Annotated in this window: 17 protein-coding genes and 1 pseudogene; 11 read left to right on the plus strand and 7 right to left on the minus strand. The window is 66.6% G+C overall.

The features are described 5' to 3' along the window. Nucleotides 1-24: 24 nt before the first annotated feature. Nucleotides 25-669 carry a hypothetical protein gene (locus ACCQ12_RS01440; protein WP_104580203.1) on the minus strand — a complete coding sequence of 215 codons (645 nt, stop codon included), beginning with the start codon at nt 667-669 and terminating at the stop codon, nt 25-27. Nucleotides 670-950: 281 nt separating this feature from the next. Here ACCQ12_RS01440 and ACCQ12_RS01445 point away from each other — a divergent pair, with 281 nt between their 5' ends. Both ACCQ12_RS01445 and ACCQ12_RS01450 read left to right on the plus strand, forming a co-directional pair. After that, on the plus strand, nt 951-1469 hold the full coding sequence (locus tag ACCQ12_RS01445; protein WP_039412147.1) for a c-type cytochrome: 519 nt from the start codon (nt 951-953) through the stop codon (nt 1467-1469). 279 nt (nt 1470-1748) lie between these two features. Then, on the plus strand, nt 1749-3467 hold the full coding sequence (locus tag ACCQ12_RS01450) for an ExeM/NucH family extracellular endonuclease (protein ID WP_372382764.1): 1719 nt from the start codon (nt 1749-1751) through the stop codon (nt 3465-3467). A gap of 42 nt (nt 3468-3509) precedes the next feature. Here the strand turns inward: ACCQ12_RS01450 and ACCQ12_RS01455 are convergent, their stop codons facing one another. Then, complete coding sequence (locus ACCQ12_RS01455) at nt 3510-3896, minus strand: MerC domain-containing protein (RefSeq protein WP_372382765.1); 387 nt, start codon at nt 3894-3896, stop codon at nt 3510-3512. 61 nt (nt 3897-3957) lie between these two features. Here ACCQ12_RS01455 and ACCQ12_RS01460 point away from each other — a divergent pair, with 61 nt between their 5' ends. Next, nucleotides 3958-5283, plus strand: a complete 1326-nt coding sequence (locus ACCQ12_RS01460; RefSeq protein ID WP_372382766.1) for a GTP-binding protein — start codon at nt 3958-3960, stop codon at nt 5281-5283. A 65-nt stretch (nt 5284-5348) separates the two neighbouring features. On the opposite strand, the gene ACCQ12_RS01465 is transcribed toward ACCQ12_RS01460, so the two are convergent. Further along, nucleotides 5349-6230 (minus strand): EamA/RhaT family transporter, encoded by an 882-nt coding sequence (locus ACCQ12_RS01465; protein WP_372382767.1) that lies wholly within the window; start codon nt 6228-6230, stop codon nt 5349-5351. 66 nt (nt 6231-6296) lie between these two features. Between ACCQ12_RS01465 and ACCQ12_RS01470 the strand changes: the two genes are divergently transcribed. The 5 genes from ACCQ12_RS01470 (at nt 6297) to ACCQ12_RS01490 (ending at nt 10291) form a co-directional block, all read left to right on the plus strand. Next, nucleotides 6297-6959 (plus strand): alpha/beta hydrolase, encoded by a 663-nt coding sequence (locus ACCQ12_RS01470; protein WP_039412159.1) that lies wholly within the window; start codon nt 6297-6299, stop codon nt 6957-6959. Between the two features lie 78 nt (nt 6960-7037). Next, the gene (zapE, locus tag ACCQ12_RS01475) at nt 7038-8132 is read left to right on the plus strand and encodes a cell division protein ZapE (protein WP_372382768.1); all 1095 of its coding nucleotides are present in this window, start codon (nt 7038-7040) and stop codon (nt 8130-8132) included. Between the two features lie 293 nt (nt 8133-8425). Then, a complete protein-coding gene (locus tag ACCQ12_RS01480; protein ID WP_184440856.1) occupies nt 8426-8884 on the plus strand; it encodes a MarR family winged helix-turn-helix transcriptional regulator in 459 nt (152 codons plus the stop codon). A 111-nt stretch (nt 8885-8995) separates the two neighbouring features. Beyond that, on the plus strand, nt 8996-9424 hold the full coding sequence (locus ACCQ12_RS01485) for an organic hydroperoxide resistance protein (RefSeq protein ID WP_104580196.1): 429 nt from the start codon (nt 8996-8998) through the stop codon (nt 9422-9424). Nucleotides 9425-9589: 165 nt separating this feature from the next. Further along, the gene (locus tag ACCQ12_RS01490; protein WP_372382769.1) at nt 9590-10291 is read left to right on the plus strand and encodes an alpha/beta fold hydrolase; all 702 of its coding nucleotides are present in this window, start codon (nt 9590-9592) and stop codon (nt 10289-10291) included. A gap of 142 nt (nt 10292-10433) precedes the next feature. On the opposite strand, the pseudogene ACCQ12_RS01495 reads toward ACCQ12_RS01490, so the two are convergent. Then, nucleotides 10434-11268, minus strand: a pseudogene (locus ACCQ12_RS01495) (DUF2884 family protein). Nucleotides 11269-11443: 175 nt separating this feature from the next. Between ACCQ12_RS01495 and ACCQ12_RS01500 the strand changes: the two are divergent. Further along, nucleotides 11444-11860, plus strand: coding sequence for a hypothetical protein (locus tag ACCQ12_RS01500; protein ID WP_047694459.1), 417 nt, complete (start codon nt 11444-11446; stop codon nt 11858-11860). Nucleotides 11861-12542: 682 nt separating this feature from the next. Here the strand turns inward: ACCQ12_RS01500 and dkgB are convergent. From dkgB to ACCQ12_RS01515, 3 genes are all read right to left on the minus strand, one after another. Then, the gene (gene dkgB / locus ACCQ12_RS01505) at nt 12543-13346 is read right to left on the minus strand and encodes a 2,5-didehydrogluconate reductase DkgB (RefSeq protein ID WP_104580192.1); all 804 of its coding nucleotides are present in this window, start codon (nt 13344-13346) and stop codon (nt 12543-12545) included. 75 nt (nt 13347-13421) lie between these two features. Then, entirely contained in the window at nt 13422-14450 is a 1029-nt protein-coding gene (curA, locus tag ACCQ12_RS01510; protein ID WP_372382770.1) for an NADPH-dependent curcumin/dihydrocurcumin reductase, read from the minus strand. Between the two features lie 102 nt (nt 14451-14552). Further along, nucleotides 14553-15521 carry an aldo/keto reductase gene (locus ACCQ12_RS01515; protein WP_372382771.1) on the minus strand — a complete coding sequence of 323 codons (969 nt, stop codon included), beginning with the start codon at nt 15519-15521 and terminating at the stop codon, nt 14553-14555. 234 nt (nt 15522-15755) lie between these two features. Here ACCQ12_RS01515 and ACCQ12_RS01520 point away from each other — a divergent pair, with 234 nt between their 5' ends. Then, nucleotides 15756-16610: a class I SAM-dependent methyltransferase gene (locus ACCQ12_RS01520; protein ID WP_039413952.1), complete on the plus strand. Its 855-nt coding sequence runs from the start codon at nt 15756-15758 to the stop codon at nt 16608-16610. Between the two features lie 314 nt (nt 16611-16924). Beyond that, nucleotides 16925-17497 (plus strand): pseudouridine synthase, encoded by a 573-nt coding sequence (locus ACCQ12_RS01525; protein ID WP_372382772.1) that lies wholly within the window; start codon nt 16925-16927, stop codon nt 17495-17497. Nucleotides 17498-17606 lie beyond the last annotated feature (109 nt).

Genomic DNA, 17606 nt, shown 5'->3' on the forward strand with positions numbered 1-17606 from the left:
AGGCAAGCGTTGGAGGTGGCCGGTTCATTCGGCGACGAAGGTCAGCGTGCTGATGTGGTGCACCAGCGTCACCTGCTTGCCGGCGATCTCGCGCTTGACCGGCTCCTTGTTGTTCACCACCAGGATGTGGCGACCGGGGCGCAGCTTGGGCAGGGTGACCTGGCCCTTGGCGTCGGAGGTCAGCGTCTTCTGCCACTTCTGCGGGTCGATCACGGTGACCTCGGCCTTGGGCAGCGGCTTGTTGCGATACAGCACCGTGAGCGTGCTGCCGTTGGCGGTGGTGGGCACCAGTTCCAGATCCAGCTTGGCCGACGGGGTCGCGCGGCCGGCACGGGCGTAATAGCTCACCGTCTCGAAGCCGCCGGCTTCACCCTTCCACGGCTCGAACACGCTGTCGTCGCTCAACCAGGCATCGCCCGCGCCAGACAGAGGTGCAGTCAGGAACTCGCTGCCGCGTTGCAGTGCACCGGCCTTGCCGGCAGTACCGAACACGGTCGGCTTGACCACGCGCTTGATCTCGTCCTGGCCGTGATCGAGCGTTTCCTGCGCCGGCTCGCCGAAGAAGATGCGCACCGGGCCGCTGCCATCGCGTTCGATCCAGATTTCGTGGGCCTGGGCGGACAGACTGAGGCTGGCCAAGGCCAGGCAGGACAGCAGGAAGGATTTCATCGGGGCGACTCCTGGTAACGGGACCGGGCGAGGCGGCAGGCGCGTCCCCGTGGATTGATGGGAATGATACGCAATTCCGTCGGGCCAGACCAACGCGCCATGCGGCATTGCGGCAATTTGCCGGCAGGCGCGAGCGTGCCCGTGCGCAGGACCCATATCCGGGTGGGGCACGCTGCACATTGGCTGCAATCACTGTCACGCACGCTGGTCAGACTGGCAGGAACTGTGCTCTATACTCCGGCGCTAGCAGAGGTCTTCGACCAACAGCCAGGGGTGAGCGCGTGCGGAATTACGACCTCGAGTTCCTGAAAAAATTCTCGATGGTGATCGGATTACTGGTAGTGATCACCCTGGGCCTGATCGCTCTGGCAGCGTATTTGCAACGCGCCATTCCCGACGAGGTCTCGCCGACTGCCGCCAAACGCGTGCAGCAGCGCATCGCGCCGGCCGGCGCGGTCTATGCCGGCACCACCGGTGCGGCGGCGCAGGCAGCCGCCCAGGCGGCAGCGCTGGCCAAGGCCTCATCGCAATCGGCCTACGGTGGCACCACCGACGGCAAGACCATCTTCGACAACCTGTGCACCGCCTGCCACACCACCGGCGTGGGCAAGGCGCCGACGCTGGACCACTCGCACTGGGATGCGCGTATCGCCCAGGGCAAGGACACCTTGTACAAGCACGCGATCGAGGGCTACACCGGCCCGGATGGCGGCATCATGCCGCCCAAGGGCGGCAACCCGGCGCTGACCGAAGAACAGGTGCGTGCAACGGTGGACTGGATGCTGGGCAATCTGAAGTAAGGTCGCTGTGGGGAATCGCGGGGCGTGGTGTGCCGTTGTCGGCCCTGCACCGCCAATCGCCAGCGTTGTCCGTTGCTCGAGCGGATGCGTCGCCTGCAGACCCTGGTGCGGGCAAGCGCAGCGGAGTGTCGATGCAGCACACTGGTCGCATCGCGTGTCCCGTAAAGAACACGCCTGGCGGCACGTCACTGCGGTTTGTTAGCCTGTTCCCGCGCTTCACCCCTCGCGCCGCCTTCCGGGCGGCGCTTGCGTTTGATCCATCCCATCTGGAGTCGTTCGATGTCGCATCGCCCGCTGCTTGTGCTCGGTCTGGCCGGTCTATTGGCGCCACTGCTTTGCAGCGCTGCCGACGGTGCCGCGCAGCGGCTCTCGATTGCCGACGTGCAGGGCGAGGACACCCGCAGCCCGTACGATGGCCGGGCGGTCGAGGTGGAAGGCATCGTCACGGCCGACACGCGGGCGGGCCTGGCCGGCCTGTTCGTGCAGCAGCCGGGCGTCGAGCCGCGGCGCTCGCACGGGCTGTTCGTCACCGGTGCCGGCAATGCCGAGGTGGCGGTGGGCGACCGCGTGCGCATCGTCGGCACGGTGCGCGAGGTCTCGGCAGGTGGCGACGCGAGTCTGACCACGCTGGAGGCCAGCAGTATCGAGCGGCTTGCCAGCGGCCAGCCGGTGCCGGTGCGCATGCTCAGCGGGCCGCCGGCCAACTGGGAAGCGCTGGAAGGCGAACACGTGCGCATCGCCGCGCTGACGCTCAACGGCAGCGATCGCCTGGACACCGACGGCGAGCTGGTTGCCGCGTTCGGTGGGCGGCTGTGGCAGCCGAGCGAAGTGGCGGCGGCCGGCACCCCGGCCTTCGCCCAGGTGGAGGCCGATAACGCGCGTCGCCGCGTGTTGCTGGACGATGCACGCAACGGGCGCAGCCCCAAGCAGGTGTCCTACCTGCCGGCCGATGCGGCGTTGCGCAGCGGCAGCCTGCTCAAGTCGGTCGATGGCATCGTCGATCAGCGCTACGACGGCCGGTACCGCATCCAGGTGCTCACGCCGCTGGCCGTGCCGGCCATGCCCACCGCAGTGGCGCCACAGGTGGGTGGCGACCTGCGCATCGCCTCGTTCAACCTGGAGAATTTCTTCAACGGCAATGGCCGCGGTGGCGGCTTTCCGACCAAGCGCGGCGCGCGCACGCACGAACAGTTCCAGGCGCAGCTGGCCAAGCTGGTCGCCACCATCGTGCCCTTGCGCGCCGACGTGGCCGCGCTGATGGAGCTGGAAAACGACGGCAGCGGCGCCGATACGGCGGTGGCGCAACTGGTGGCTGCGCTCAACGCCGCCGGCAAGGACAAGGATTGGCAGTTCGTCGATACCGGCAGCGGCCCGGGCGATGACGCGATCCGGGTCGGCATCGTGTATCGCAGCTCGCAGGTGACCCCGGTGGGCAAGCCGGCCACGCTGACCGGCGGGCCGTTCGAGAACCACAGCCGCGTGCCGCTGGCGCAGGCGTTCCGCAGCACGCGCGGGGCGACCTTCGTGGTGGTCGCCAATCACTTCAAATCCAAGGGCTGCGGCTCCGCCAGCGGCGCCGATGCCGACCAGCAGGACGGCCAGGCCTGCTGGAACGCCACCCGCACCGAATCGGCCAAACGCCTGCATCAATGGCTGCAGACCGACCCCACCGGCGCGCAGACCAGGCTGGCCGTGCTGCTGGGCGACTTCAACGCCTACGCGATGGAAACGCCGATGCGCAGCCTGCGCGCCAGCGGTTGGCAGGACGCGTTTGCGGTAGCCGGGGTGAAACAGCCTTACAGCTACGTCTACGACGGCATGAGCGGACGCCTGGACCACGCGTTGCTCAGCCCGGCCATGGCCAAGCAGCTGCGCGGCGCGGTTGAATGGCACATCAATGCCGATGCGATGGACGAGGCCGGCTATGCCAAGCGCAATCTGCCCGGCCCATGGCGCAGCTCCGATCACGACCCGGTATTGCTGGGCTTCTCGCTGTAGCGCAGGGCGGGGATCGATGTGGCGCGGTGATCGCTCCTGCCGCTAGCGCGCGCAGTTTCCGTGTCGGCGCCGCAGCCGCAGATTCACCAGGTGGGTGCTTGCCAGCAGCAGGCTGCCGACGACGGTGATCGGTGTTTCCCAGGCGCCGCCGGCCAGGCCGCTCGCGCCGAGCACCAGCCCGGTCAGCCCGCAGATCGCCAACACCCACACCAGTGGCGGCAGCGCGTGCCGGCGGTGGGTGCTCCACAACGCGTAGCCGCTGAGCGGTACCGCCGCCGTGGCAAACACCACATGCACCCATTCGGCCTGGCTCCAGGCGCCCAGCAGTGGCAGCGCGGCGGCCAACAGCGGCAGGGCAAGGCAATGCAGCAGGCACAGCCCGGACAAGGCGATGGCCGAGCTGTCCAGCAGGGAAGCGGTGGCACGCATCTACGGTGTCCTGTCGGCGAAGTGTTATATAGTAACACTTCATCTCAGCCAGGCCTTCAGGATGTCCCTGTCCCCCAAGCGTGATTCGCGTCTGCCCGTCACCGTGCTGTCCGGCTTCCTGGGCGCCGGCAAGACCACCTTGCTCAATCGCATCCTGCATAACCGCGAGGGCCTGCGCGTGGCGGTGATCGTCAACGACATGAGCGAGATCAACATCGATGCGCAGCTGGTGCGCGAGGGCGGCGCGGCCCTGCGGCGCACCGAAGAGACACTGGTGGAATTCAGCAATGGCTGCATCTGCTGCACCCTGCGCGACGATCTGCTGCAGGAAGTGCGGCGGTTGGCCGAACACGGCGGCTACGACTACCTGCTGATCGAATCGACCGGCATTGCCGAGCCGATGCCGGTGGCGGCCACCTTCGCCGTGCGCGACGCCGACGGCTTCAGCCTGTCGGATATCGCCCGTCTGGACACCATGGTGACCGTGGTGGATGGCAGCCGTTTTCTGCAGGACTTCGGCTCGGCCGCCACGCTGGCCGACCTTGGCCAGCAAGCCGGTCCGGACGACACGCGCGGGCTGGTGCAGTTGCTGGGCGAGCAGGTGGAATTTGCCGATGTGTTGGTGATCAGCAAATGCGATCGCATCGACGCGCAGCAGCTGCAACGCCTGCGCGCGGTGCTGCGTGCGCTCAATCGCGAGGCGGCGATCGTGGATGCGGCCCATGGCAATGTGCCCTTGCAGCAGCTGCTCGACACCCGGCGCTTCGACTTCACCCGCGCGCAGCTGGCGCCGGGCTGGATGCAGGAACTGCGCGGCCAGCACACCCCGGAAACCGAGCAGTACGGCATCAGCAGTTTCGTGTATCGCGCACGTCGGCCGTTCCACCCGCAGCGCTTCGCGCGCATGGTGGGCAGCGGTCTGCCGCAGGTGATTCGCAGCAAGGGGTTCTTCTGGCTGGCCAGCCGTATGGACTGGGTGGGCGAATTGTCCAGCGTCGGTGGCGCCACCCAGACCACTGCGGCGGGCTTCTGGTTTGCCGCACGCCATCGCGTGGATGCGCAGGCGATCGGCCAGCCACAGCAAACCAGCATCACCCCGTTGCCCTACACCGATATGGGCTGGCAGCGGCAACAGACGCACTGCTGGAGCGCGCCGCTGCCGCAGCTGCACGAAGTGGGGGACCCCAACGAATATGCCGCCATGCAGCGTCTCTGGCACCCGCTGTGGGGCGATCGCCGCCAGGAGCTGGCGGTGATCGGCGTGGACATGGATGCGCCGCGCACACGCGCGGCGCTGGATGCCTGCCTGCTCAGCGACCAGGAACTGCGCCAGGGTCCGGCACACTGGCAGCTGCTGGATGACCCGTTCCCGCACTGGGAGCGCTAAGCCCGGCGTGCTGACGCATGACGCGCACGGCCATCGTGCACGTCATAAGGCCACGACGCGCTGCGTCAGCGTGATCCCCACGCGATCATTGCGATCGCCACCACCGCCAATGCCAGGCCCACGCGGGTCCAGCGTGTGGTGCGTTCGCCAAAGACCAGCATGCCGACCAGCGCGCCGAGCACCACCACACCGATGTTCATCGTCGCAAACACCGTGGCAGGGCTATGCGCCAAGTATTGATGCGCACGCACGTAGAACAGGATGTTGCCGAAGTTGAGCACGCCCAGCAGCAAGCCGGCGGCGATGCTGGGCAGGTGCAGGCGATGACCACGTCGCACGCGCAACACCTGCGCGCACAGCAGCAGCGCAAAGGCGAGGGCAAAGCACAGCGTCAATGCAGTGAGCGAGGGCGTGCCCGACAGCGCGATGGTCTTGAGCAACACATCGATCAGCGCAAAACCGGCCCAGACGCCCAGTAGCCACGGCCACGCGCGTGCCTGCACCAGCGGTTCCGACACAGGCGCGACAGCAGGCGCTGCGCGCGGGCGCTGCACGATGCCGACGATGGCCAACACGCCGATGCCCAGGCCTGCCAGTTTCCAGACCCCGGCGTGCTCGCCGAACACCGTGAATGCGGCTGCAAGCGACAGCAGCAACGACAGCCGCTGGGCCACATCGGTACGCACGATTCCGGCCACCCGCACCGAGCGCGCCAACACCAGGAAAATACCTGGCAACGCGACTGCCAGCCCCAGCAGCGCGAGCCACGGCGTGCCGGGTGCATGCAGGCTGGCAAACGACGGCTCGAGCAGTCCCGCGGCCAGCACGCTGGCGGTGGCGTAGTTCCAGGTGATGGCCTGAAAGACGTCGATGTCGCGACGCGGTGCGAGCTTCAACAACACCGACACCAGGACACTGCAAATGACGGCAAACAACAGAAAATGCATGGGCAACGCAACGAAGTGTGCAGGCAGGGCGATGAACGCGGCCAGCGGGGCGGCTATTATGAGGCCATGTCCAATCCCCCATTCCCCACCGAATCCGCAGCGCTGACGCTGAGCGGGCCTGTCGGTCCGCTCGATGTCGCGGTGGATCTGCCCGACGCGGACGTGGCCGTGCAACCGGTCACCGCCATCGTCTGCCACCCGCTCTCCACCGAGGGCGGCAGCATGCACAACAAGGTCGTCACCATGGCCGCACGCGCGCTGCGCGAGCTTGGCATCACCGTGGTGCGTTTCAATTTCCGCAGCGTCGGTACTTCAGCCGGTGTATTCGATCATGGCGATGGCGAGCAGGACGACCTGCGCGCAGTGGCCGAGTGGGTACGCGCGCAGCGGCCGGACGACACGCTGTGGCTGGCCGGTTTCAGCTTCGGCGCGTATGTGTCGTTGCGCGCCGCTGGAGCGCTGGCGCCGCAGGCGTTGATCTCGATCGCACCGCCGGCGGGGCGCTGGGATTTCAGCGACATGCAGCCGCCGGCGCAGTGGCTGGTGATCCAGGGCGACGCCGACGAAATCGTCGACCCGCAGGCGGTGTACGACTGGCTGGACACGCTGGAGCAGCAGCCCGAGCTGGTGCGCATGCCCGACACCAGCCACTTCTTCCACCGCAAATTGATCGACCTGCGCGGTGCGATCCAGCATGGTGTCCGGCGCTGGCTGCCGGCCGCCGTCTGACCGCGGCATGGACCACGCGTATCGCCTGGCGATGCGCCGTTGAGCGGGCAGGGCAGCAGCCGGCCCGCGGAGAACGCAATGAGTGAGATGACCCCGTCGCAGCGCTACGCCGCCGGCGTACAACGTGGCGACTGGCGCGCCGACCCTGCCCAGCAGGCGGCCCTGGCGGAACTGGACCGTATCCACGAGGCGCTGGTGGACAGCGCGCAGGATGGCTGGCTGGACCGGCTTTCGGCCTTCTGGAAGAAACCCGAGCCGGTGCGCGGCCTGTATTTCTGGGGCGGAGTCGGCCGCGGCAAGACGTTTCTGGTCGACCTGTTCTACGACGGCCTGCCGATCAAGCAGAAGTACCGCACCCATTTCCACCGCTTCATGCGCGGCGTGCACGAGCAGCTGCGCGAGCACGCCGGGCAAAGCGATCCACTGGCCAAGATTGCCCAGCAATGGCGCGAAAACCTGCGCGTGCTGGTGCTGGACGAATTCTTCGTCACCGACATCGGCGATGCGATGTTGCTGGCGCGCCTGCTCGAGCGCCTGTTCGCCGAAGGCGTGACGCTGGTGACCACCTCCAACACCGCGCCGGAAAATCTCTATGCCAACGGATTGCAGCGCGACAGCTTCATGCCGGCGATCGGGTTGCTGCAGAAGTTCTGCGTGGAGCTCTATGCCGAAGGCACCGAGGATTACCGCATGCGCGCATTGACGCGCTCGCCGGTGTACCGCGCGCCGCTGGACGCGCAGGCCGACGACTGGCTTGCGCAACGTTGGGGCGAGTTGAGCGGCAATGCCGAGGCGCGCGCGGGCAATATCGAAATCGAATCGCGCAAGATCCCGGTGCGCGCGCGTGGCAAGAGCATCGCCTGGTTCGACTTTGCCGCACTGTGCGAAGGCCCGCGCGGACCCAGCGACTACATCGAGATCGCGCGCGAATTCACCACCGTGTTGCTTGGCGGCATCCCGCACTTCGACCGCATCAATGAAGACGCCGCGCGTCGCTTCGTCAACCTGATCGACGAGTTGTACGACCGCCACGTCAATCTGGTCTGCACCGCGCAGGACGCGCCGCCAGACCTGTACGGCGGCCAGCGGCTGGCCGGCGCATTCGAGCGCACCGCTTCGCGCCTGATCGAGATGCAGAGCGCGGACTACCTGGCAACGGCGCATCGGGCGTGAGTTGATGGCGTGACAAGCGCAGGCCACAGGAGCATTGCGCCGATTGCGTTGCTGCCAGGTTCTTGCAGCTGCCGGCGTCATAGCCGGCAGCTCTTTCACCAGGGGCGAGGCCTCCCTTGAAGTGAAGCGCTTTGAGGGTAGCGGTAAGGTCGCGCAGCCGATGGCCGGCGATGCGATCCCAATTATTTATCGCTCGGAGGGCTGCGCTGCGGGACTACGGCAAATCGTGGCTGTGATGATCGCCTACGTAAAATCGCTTGCTATTGAATAGCGTGCTATGTAAAGTGCAACCCATGAACACCGCCGCCACCACCGCCCGGACAGACGCGCTGCTGCAGCTCGACAACCAGCTGTGCTTTGCGCTGTATTCGGCCAATCTGGCGATGCACAAGCTCTACCGCGGCCTGCTGAAGGGGCTGGACCTGACCTATCCGCAGTACTTGGTGATGCTGGTGCTGTGGCAGACCGACAGCCGCAGCGTGTCGGAGATCGGCGAGCGCCTGCACCTGGATTCGGCCACGCTGACGCCGCTGCTCAAGCGGCTGCAGGCCGCCGGTCTGGTGACGCGCACGCGCGCTGCCGTCGACGAGCGCCAGGTCATCATTGCGCTGACCGATGCCGGCCGCGCGCTGCGCAGCAAGGCCGGTGGCGTGCCGGAGCAGGTGCTGTGTGCGTCGTCCTGCTCGTTGGATGAACTGGTCCAGCTCAAGCAGGATCTGGAAAAGCTGCGCGCCAGCCTGGGCGTGGGATAAGGCGGGTCGTCGCGCCCTGCTACCGGTTGATACATCGCGCCCTATACATCGCACCCTATTAAATAGTTACCGATTCACTCACCGCGCATTGCGCCCATCAGGAGAACCACCATGGCCTCACCCGAAAAGATCCTCTATACCGCCCACGCCACCGCAACCGGCGGTCGCGAAGGCCGTGCGGTGTCCTCGGACAGCGCGCTCGACGCCAAGCTGTCCACCCCGCGCGAGCTCGGCGGCGCCGGCGGCGACGGTACCAACCCCGAACAGCTGTTCGCCGCCGGCTACGCCGCCTGCTTCATCGGCGCGATGAAGGCCGTGGCCGCGCAGGACAAGCTCAAGCTGCCGGGTGAAGTGAGCATCGACAGCAGCGTCGGCATCGGCCAGATCCCGGGCGGCTTCGGTATCGCCGTCGAACTGCGCGTGGCCGTGCCGGGCATGGACAAGGCCGAGCTGCAGACGCTGGTCGACAAGGCCCATCAGGTCTGTCCGTACTCCAACGCCACCCGTGGCAATATCGACGTCACCCTGACCCTGGCCTGAGATCGGCCGACGCCGTGCGGCAGACGCATGGCGATGTCAGCAGCGGCCCGGCGCATACGTCGGGCCGCTGCATTGACGGGGCCGGGTGTTGCCAGGGCTTGGCACACGGCACACTGCAGCAATGACACTGCATCTCCCTCCGGCTTCGGCCGGCAGCGTCGGCGCATGAGCGTCGATCGCCCCACACTGTTGCTGCTGCCAGGTCTGCTCAACGATGCCGAGCTGTGGCATGCGCAACGCGAGGCGCTGGCCGACGTCGCCGATTGCGTGGTCGGCGATCTCACCGGCGCCGACAGCATGCGCGCGCTGGCACTGCAATTGCTCGCGCAGCTGCCGCCGCGTTGCGCGGTGGCGGGTTTTTCGTTGGGTGGCTACGTTGCGCAGGAATTGCTGCGCGTGGCGCCCGAGCGGGTGGAGCGCCTGGCCTTGCTGGATACCTCCGCACGCGCCGACACGCCCGAACGCCTCGCGCAGCGACGCGCGCAGGAAGCCAGCGTGCTTGGCGGCAAGAGCTTTCATGGCTTCGGCGAGCGTTTGCTGCGCCACTACGTGCATCCCTCGCGCTGGCACGACCAGGCGCTGCTCGCGCGCGTGCGCGGCATGACCGGGCGGTTGGGCGTGGATGTGTTCGTGCGGCAGAACCGCCTGGAGCGGCAGGACGGACGCGCCCTGTTGCGCGCCTACCCTGGGCCGGTGCTGGTGATGTGCGGGGAAGACGATGCGATCACCCCGCCAGCCCTGCACGAAGAGATGGCCGCACTCGCTCCACAGGCACAGCTGGTGCGGCTGCCCACATGCGGGCATCTGTCGCCACTGGAACAACCGCAGGCGGTGTCGCAGGCGCTGCGGAACTGGCTGGCGCGCTAGCCGCTGCGTGCAGCGCGCTTCCATCGCTCAGCCGGCATTTGCGGACGGTGGCCTGTGCAAGCCACATGTGACATGGGCGCTGCGGCACCCCTGCAGCAATATGATCGGCGCTCGGAACACCGCCTCTTGCCGCCCTGACACTTCAGTGCGCCACGGTCGCCACCACGCTGCCGGATGCGGCGGCGTCTTCTTCCTGCGGATGGGTGTTGAGCTCGAGCATCTGCAGGCGTTGCCCGTCGATGCGGACCTCCAGCGCCTGCTGGATGGCATACAGCGCCTGTGCCTGCACGCAGACCGCTTGCGCCTGTGCCTCCAATGCCTGACTGCGCTGCTGCATGGTCCGCTCCAGCTGCGCATCCAGCGCCGCGCCACGGCGTTCCAGCTGTCCTGCGCGGCCGGTCATCACCGTCCACAGCACGCTGCGGGTGAGGCTGCCGGCCAGATCTTCGGCCGCAGCGTCGACGCTGGCCTGGAAACGCGCATCGAACAGCTGCTGCTCCCAACGCCCACGTCCCAGGCTGCCATCGACCTGTGCCAGCGCGCCGCTGCGCAGCTGCTCGACCTTACGCTGCTGGCGCGTGCTACCGGACAGCACATGCACCACACCGCCCAGCGCATCGAAGGTGATGTCCACCACTGAATGGGCAATGCCCGTCACCGCCGGCATCAGCGCGCGGGTGCGTTGTTCGAGTTCGCGCAAGCGCTGCGCATCCGCTGCACTGACCGGCGCCGGCTGGCGGTCCACGTTGAGCTCGCCACCGTGAAAGAAGATTTCGCGCGGGGCGCCGTGCTTGCGGCGCAGCCAGATCCCGCCGCCATCGGCCAGCACGTCGTAGGAGGTGCTGACCTCGCATTGCCGCGAGGACAGGACCGGCTTGGCCGTCTCGGCCCGCACAGCGCAGCTCGCCAGCAGCAGGATGGGCACGAGGACAAGGCGCATGAGGATGGCCGCTGTAGGGGACTGCAGCATCACGCAGCGCCGCGAAGGCTGCATGGGCAGGAAGTCAGGGTGCCGGTAAGCCGGTTGGCGGTCGCCGGAAAGCGTGAACCGGGTCGAGCATCGGCGCGCTGACGGTTTTCCAACGGCGGGATCACTTGATTCTCACGGCAGATGGTGTGAATTATGTTGCACAGCAGCATCGGAGCTCCGCAATGCTCGACTCACGTATCGAAAAGGTTGACCTGGCGCTGACCGAGATCGCCCAGGACCCATCGGAAAAGGTGGCGCTGTGGCAATGGGCGTGCCGGGAGATGCTGCACGAGACGCTGATCGGCATGCACCAGCTGTCGCACCTGGCCGGGATCGCCCGTCATGTCGCCAACGACTGGCGCGCCCCGGTGGACGTGATTGCGCCGGCAAAGCCCTACCTGGCGGCGTCGGCCTTGGCTGACCGCCGTCTGCCGCAGGTACTGGACGGCCTGGGCAGCACCCAGGACGACGACGACCGTGCCAACCTGTGGCGGTTGCGCTACGCCAGCCTGATCGCCTCGACACTGCAAGGCATGCAGGCATTGGCCGAGAAGCACCGGATCGATCGTCAGGCCATGGCAATGGGCCAGTTGAACTAGGCAACGGCCACGCCACCGCCCATGGTCGGCAGCGGGCGTGGATGTGCACGCCCAAGTATCAGCCTCGAGCAAAGACGCCGCCTGCCTCGTAGGAGCGCGCCCGAGCGCGAGGACATTACCGACCGGACCGACTCCCATTCAATCGCGCAGCACCGCATCGCCGTTGTAGGAGCGCGCCAGATGGCGACGGGCAGGACCGTGTAACACTCATCGCGCGCAAGCGCGCTCCTACGACTGCAGTCATCTCTAGTGCTTCGTGCCAGCACGTTGCAGGTGCCGCCAGGCATCGCGCACAGTCGATACCACGGCACCGATAGCGTCGATTGGGAGCGGTAGTCCGCATCCTGCAACACGCGATACAACCGCGCTTCGGAAGCCTGCGGATTGGCCAGATAGATCGCGTAGCCCAGCGTCGGTACGCGGGCATCGTGGTCAACGCGCAGCCACCCAGATGCCCGTCGGCATGGATCTAGCGCCGGTACGCGATTTCCGCGTCAACGTTGGCGCGAGTGCGGGTCAGAACGGATGCAGCAGGCATGCATGGGAAGGACTCGGTCAGCGAGACTGCTCCCCTGTCGCAGAACCGTAGCAGCGCGTTACAAGCCCACCAGCGCGCGACGACGAGCGGTCGTCGCGCGCTGCGCCTGCACCGCATCAGCCAAGGCGGATACGCACTGCCGGATCAGTCCCAGTCCGGCGCAATGGCGTGCGGGTTGGCCAAGCGCTGGCCACGGTCGAGTGCGGCAATCTCGCCCATGTCCTGCTCGCTCAAACGCAGCTCCTGCGCCTTGAGATTGCTCTCCAGGTTCGCCCGCTTGGTCGACGAGGGAATCACCGAGTATCCCTGTTGCAACGCCCAGGCCAGGGTCACCTGCGCCGGGGTGGCGCCGTGGCGGGCGGCAATTGCCTGGATCACCGGATCCTTCAGTACCTCGCCCACGGCCAGCGTCATGTAGGAGGTGACATGGATGCCCTGTTCGCGCAGGAAGGTGGTCAATGCGCGATTCTGCAGGTACGGGTGTACCTCGATCTGGTTGGTGGCGATCGCCTCGGCGCCCAGGATCTCGATTGCCTGCTTGACCAGCGCGATGGTGAAGTTGGAGACGCCGATCGCCCGCGTCAGGCCCTGCGCCTTGGCTTGCGCCAATGCTTCCAGATACTCGCGCATCGGCACCTGGTCCTTGGGCGAGGGCCAGTGGATCAGGGTAAGGTCGACATGGTCGGTGCCCAGCTTGCGCAGGCTTTCCTGCAGGCTTGGCAGCAGTGCGTCGCGGTCGAACTTGTCGACCCAGATCTTGGTGGTCAGATACAGCTGATCGCGCGCGATACCGGATGCGGCGATCGCCTCGCCCACCTGCGCTTCGTTGTCGTAGATCTGTGCGGTATCGACCGCGCGGTATCCCAACTCAAGTGCAGTGCGCACCGAGTCGATGACGACCTGGTCCTTGAGACGGAAGGTGCCGAGGCCGAATGCGGGGACAGTCATTGTGTTCCTTTGGGAATGGGGAATGGGGAATGGGGAATCGCAAAAGCGTGAGTTCTGCGCGGCGCTGCGAGTTGCTTAGTCGAGGGCGACGACGGCTTTTCCGAAGTTCTTGCCGCGCAGGACGTCGATCAGGACTTGCGGAGCGCTGTCCAGACCGTGCAGCAAATGCTCGCGATACTGAATCTTGTCCTCGCGCAGCCACTGGCCCATTTCGCGCAGGAATGCCGGCATCAGGCGGATGAAGTCGTGCTGGATGAAGCCGCGCACGGTCAGCCGCTTGCGCAGCACCTGACCCATGAAGTCCGGTAGCCGGTCGGGTCCCGGCAGCGCCTGGCCGCGGCTGTTGTAGGTGGCGATCACCCCGCACACCGGGACGCGCGCAAAGTCGTTGAGCTGCGGCAGCACCGCGTCAAAGACCTTGCCGCCGACGTTCTCGAAATAGATGTCGATGCCGTCCGGCGTGGCGGCACGCAATTGCTCTGCAAAGTCGTCGGCGCGATGGTCCAGCGCCACATCCACCTTCAGCGACTCGCGCAGGTAACGCACCTTTTCTTCGCCGCCGGCAATGGCCACCACACGCAGCCCCTGCAGGCGCGCCAGCTGCGCCACCGTGGCGCCGACCGGGCCACTGGCCGCTGCCACCACCAGGGTCTCGCCGGCCTGCGGCTTGCCGATTTCATGCAGGCCGGCATACGCGGTAAAGCCGGGCATGCCATACACGCCGAGCGCGGTGCTCAGCGGCAGGCTGTCGTCCTTGGGCAGCTTGCGCAAGGGCGTGGTCGGGGTGAGCAGGCTATGGGTCTGCCAGCCGCCGCCGAGCACGAGCAGGTCGCCGGGGTGATAGTCGGCATGGTGCGACTCGATGACTTCGCCGATGGTGCCGCCCTCCATCACCGCATCGATCGCAACGGGTGCGGCGTACGAGGGGCCTTCATCCATGCGGCCGCGCATGTACGGGTCCAGCGACAGGAAGCGGTTGCGCACCAGGATCTGGTCGTGCCCGGTGGGCGGCAGGCTGGACTCTTCGATGCGGAAGTTGTCGGCCGTGGGTTCGCCGTGCGGGCGCGAGGCCAGCACGATGCGGCGGTTGGTGATCGATGTCATGCGGGAGATCCTCGCAGCGGGGCCGCAGGTGCGCGGCCAAAGGAGCACAGCCGCACGGGCGGCTGCGCGAGGGAATGAGCAGGTATGCGCTGGTGCGCGGGGTCAGGACGCAGTCGGTTCCGGCGCGCTTGCACTGTCCAGCTGCGCAATCTGGTCGGCACTCAACGACAGCTGCGCTGCGGCCAGCACATCGTGCAGCTGGGTCACGCTGGTGGCGCTGACGATTGGCGCGGTCAAGCCCGGGCGCGCCATCAACCAGGCCAGCGCGATCTGCGCCGGGGTGGCATTGTGGGTGACTGCCAAGTCGTCCAGGGCCTGCAGGATGCGCAGCCCGCGTGGATTGACGTACTGCTTGACCACCGAGGCGCCGCGCGCGCTGCTCTTGCCGGCGTCCTCGGTGCTGCGGTACTTGCCGGTGAGAAAGCCGCTGGCCAGCGAGTAGTAACTGATCACGCCCAGCTCGCGTTCGCGCGCCAGCGGCTCCAGTTCGGCTTCATAGCCGGCGCGGTCGTAGAGGTTGTATTCGGGTTGCAGGCTTTCATAGCGCGGCAGCGTGTATTGCTCGGAGATATCCAGCGCATCGCGCAGACGCGCGGCGGTGTAATTGGACGCGCCGATCGCGCGTACCTTGCCTTGTTCGATCAAGCGGCCGAACGCGGCCAGCGTGGCTTCCAGCGGAATCGATTCGTCGTCTTCATGGGCCTGGTACAGATCGATCACATCGGTCTGCAGACGCGTGAGCGAGTCTTCCACGGCGGCGGCGATGTTGTCCGGCGACAGGCCGGGATGCTCGCTCCACTTGGCCACCTTAGTGGCGATCAGCACCTTGTCACGCTTGCCACTGCGTGCAAGCCAGCGACCGATGATGGTTTCCGATTCGCCGCCACGATTGCCCGGCACCCAGCCCGAGTACGCATCGGCGGTATCGATCAGATTGAAACCGGCATCGACAAAGGCGTCCAGCAACGCAAACGAGGTCGCCTCATCGGCGCTCCAGCCAAAGACGTTGCCGCCGAAGACGATGGGTTGAACCTGCAGGCCGGAGCGGCCCAGTGCGCGGGGGTGAGTCATCGTGGAGGCTCCTGATTCGAACTCCCCACAGGATAGTCATGCACACCGATCGTGCGTGTGACACCAACGTGGATTCAGCGTTCCGTCGATCGTGTCCATCGACTCACAGGATGTGAACAAGTCGCTCACGGCCTGCGTTGCGAACCGCTGCTGCGCGTGGCGAGACGGGCTGATGGCAGGCTCCGGGCCGCATGCTAGGCTCGCGCTACTTTTTATCCGGAAGAGGGCGCTGCGATGATCCGCAACAAGCTGGCCTGTGCATGTGTGATGAGTGTCCTGGTGGCGATGAGCGCGCCGCTGGCGCTGGCGATGAAGCCGGCCGACAGCGCGAGCCTGCCTGCGCCCGATGCCGCGTTGCAGGCGGCCATCAATGGCAACTGGCGCGACCGCGTCTATGTGCAGCGCGATCAATACCGCCATCCGGGCCAGACCCTGGCGTTCTTCGGCATCAAGCCCACCCAGACCGTCATCGAGATCACCCCCGGTGGCGGCTGGTATTCGGAGATCCTGGCGCCCTACCTGCGCGAAAAGGGCAAGTACGTGGCAGCGGTGGTCGACCCGGCCTCTGCTGCGGAAGGCCGCGCACGCGACTACGCCCAGCGTGCGCGCGACGAGCTGGAAAAGAAGTTCCAGGCCAAGCCCGACCTGTACGGCAAGCCGTCGTTCGTGTCGTATGTGCCAAAGTCGCCTTCGTTCGGCGTGGACAACTCGGCCGATCTGGTACTGACCTTCCGCAACGTGCATAACTGGCGCATGGCCGGCAATGCCGAGGCGATGTTTGCCGGCTTCTACAAGGTGCTCAAGCCCGGTGGCGTGCTCGGCGTGGTCGAGCATCGCGCCAAGACCGACGTGCCGGCCGACGACAAGAGCGGCTACGTGGGACAGGCGCAGGTGATCGCGATGGCCGAAGCGGCCGGCTTCAAGCTTGCCGGCAAGAGCGAGCTCAACGCCAATCCGCGCGACACCAAGGATTATCCGGGCGGCGTGTGGACGCTGCCGCCAAGCAACAACCACGACGCGGCCGATGACGCCAAGTACAAGGCGATCGGCGAGAGCGACCGCATGACGCTGAAGTTCGTCAAGCAGTAGCGCGTGTCTGCATGCCGGCGCCAGGTGCGGCCGGCATGCAGCGTTTGCCGCGTCTGCCGCGGTGACGTGCCCGGCGTTTCGGCGTGCATGTCGTCTTCTGCACGCAGGCAATGCCTCTGACGCCAGCGTTCAAGACCGGCCGCGCGCTGGCCAAGCGACGCCGCCGACCGTTGCATGCGCGTTGCGCTCGATGGAATTTCCCGCTTTTTGTGCTGCAGTCCAGCGATCGCGATGGCGGCGCCCAGCCTGATCACGCACCATGGCCGTGCCCGGCGATGGCCGTGTGCAGCGTTCCTTCCGCAACAGGTCTGTCCATGTTGGTGTTGTTGAACAAACCCTATGGCGTGTTGTCGCAATTCAGCGACCGCTCCCAGCCACCCAAACGCACGCTGGCCGAGTTCGGATTGCCGGCAGACGTGTATGCGGCAGGCCGACTGGATCACGACAGCGAAGGACTGTTGCTGCTCACCGACGATGGCGCGCTGGCGCATCGGCTCACCGACCCGCGCCACAAACAGCCCAAGACCTATTGGGTGCAGGTGGAAGGCGAGCCGCAGCAGGCGCAGTTGCAGGCACTGCGCGAAGGGGTGCTGCTCAACGATGGCCCGACCCGGCCAGCGCAGGTTCGCCGGCTCGACCCCGCACCTGTCCTTTGGCCGCGCGATCCGCCGGTACGCGTGCGCAAGACGGTGCCCGATGCGTGGTTGGAACTGCAGATCGGCGAAGGCCGCAACCGTCAGGTGCGCCGCATGACCGCAGCGGTCGGGTTGCCCACCCTGCGACTGGTGCGGGTGGCGATCGGGCAGTGGACCCTGGACACGCTGGCGCCCGGGCAATGGCGGGTGGAAGACACGTCACCGGCACGGCCGCGTCGCAACGCGCGCTGATGGCACTGTATTGGGTCAGACAAGGGCACGGCCGTAACGGCAGGCATCGGTCCATCCGTTACCCCGTTTGCCATCGCGATGGTGAAGCGCATCGATGCGGTGGATGAGG

The sequence above is a fragment of the Xanthomonas sp. NCPPB 1068 genome (assembly GCF_041479385.2).
GTDB lineage: Bacteria > Pseudomonadota > Gammaproteobacteria > Xanthomonadales > Xanthomonadaceae > Xanthomonas > Xanthomonas cannabis.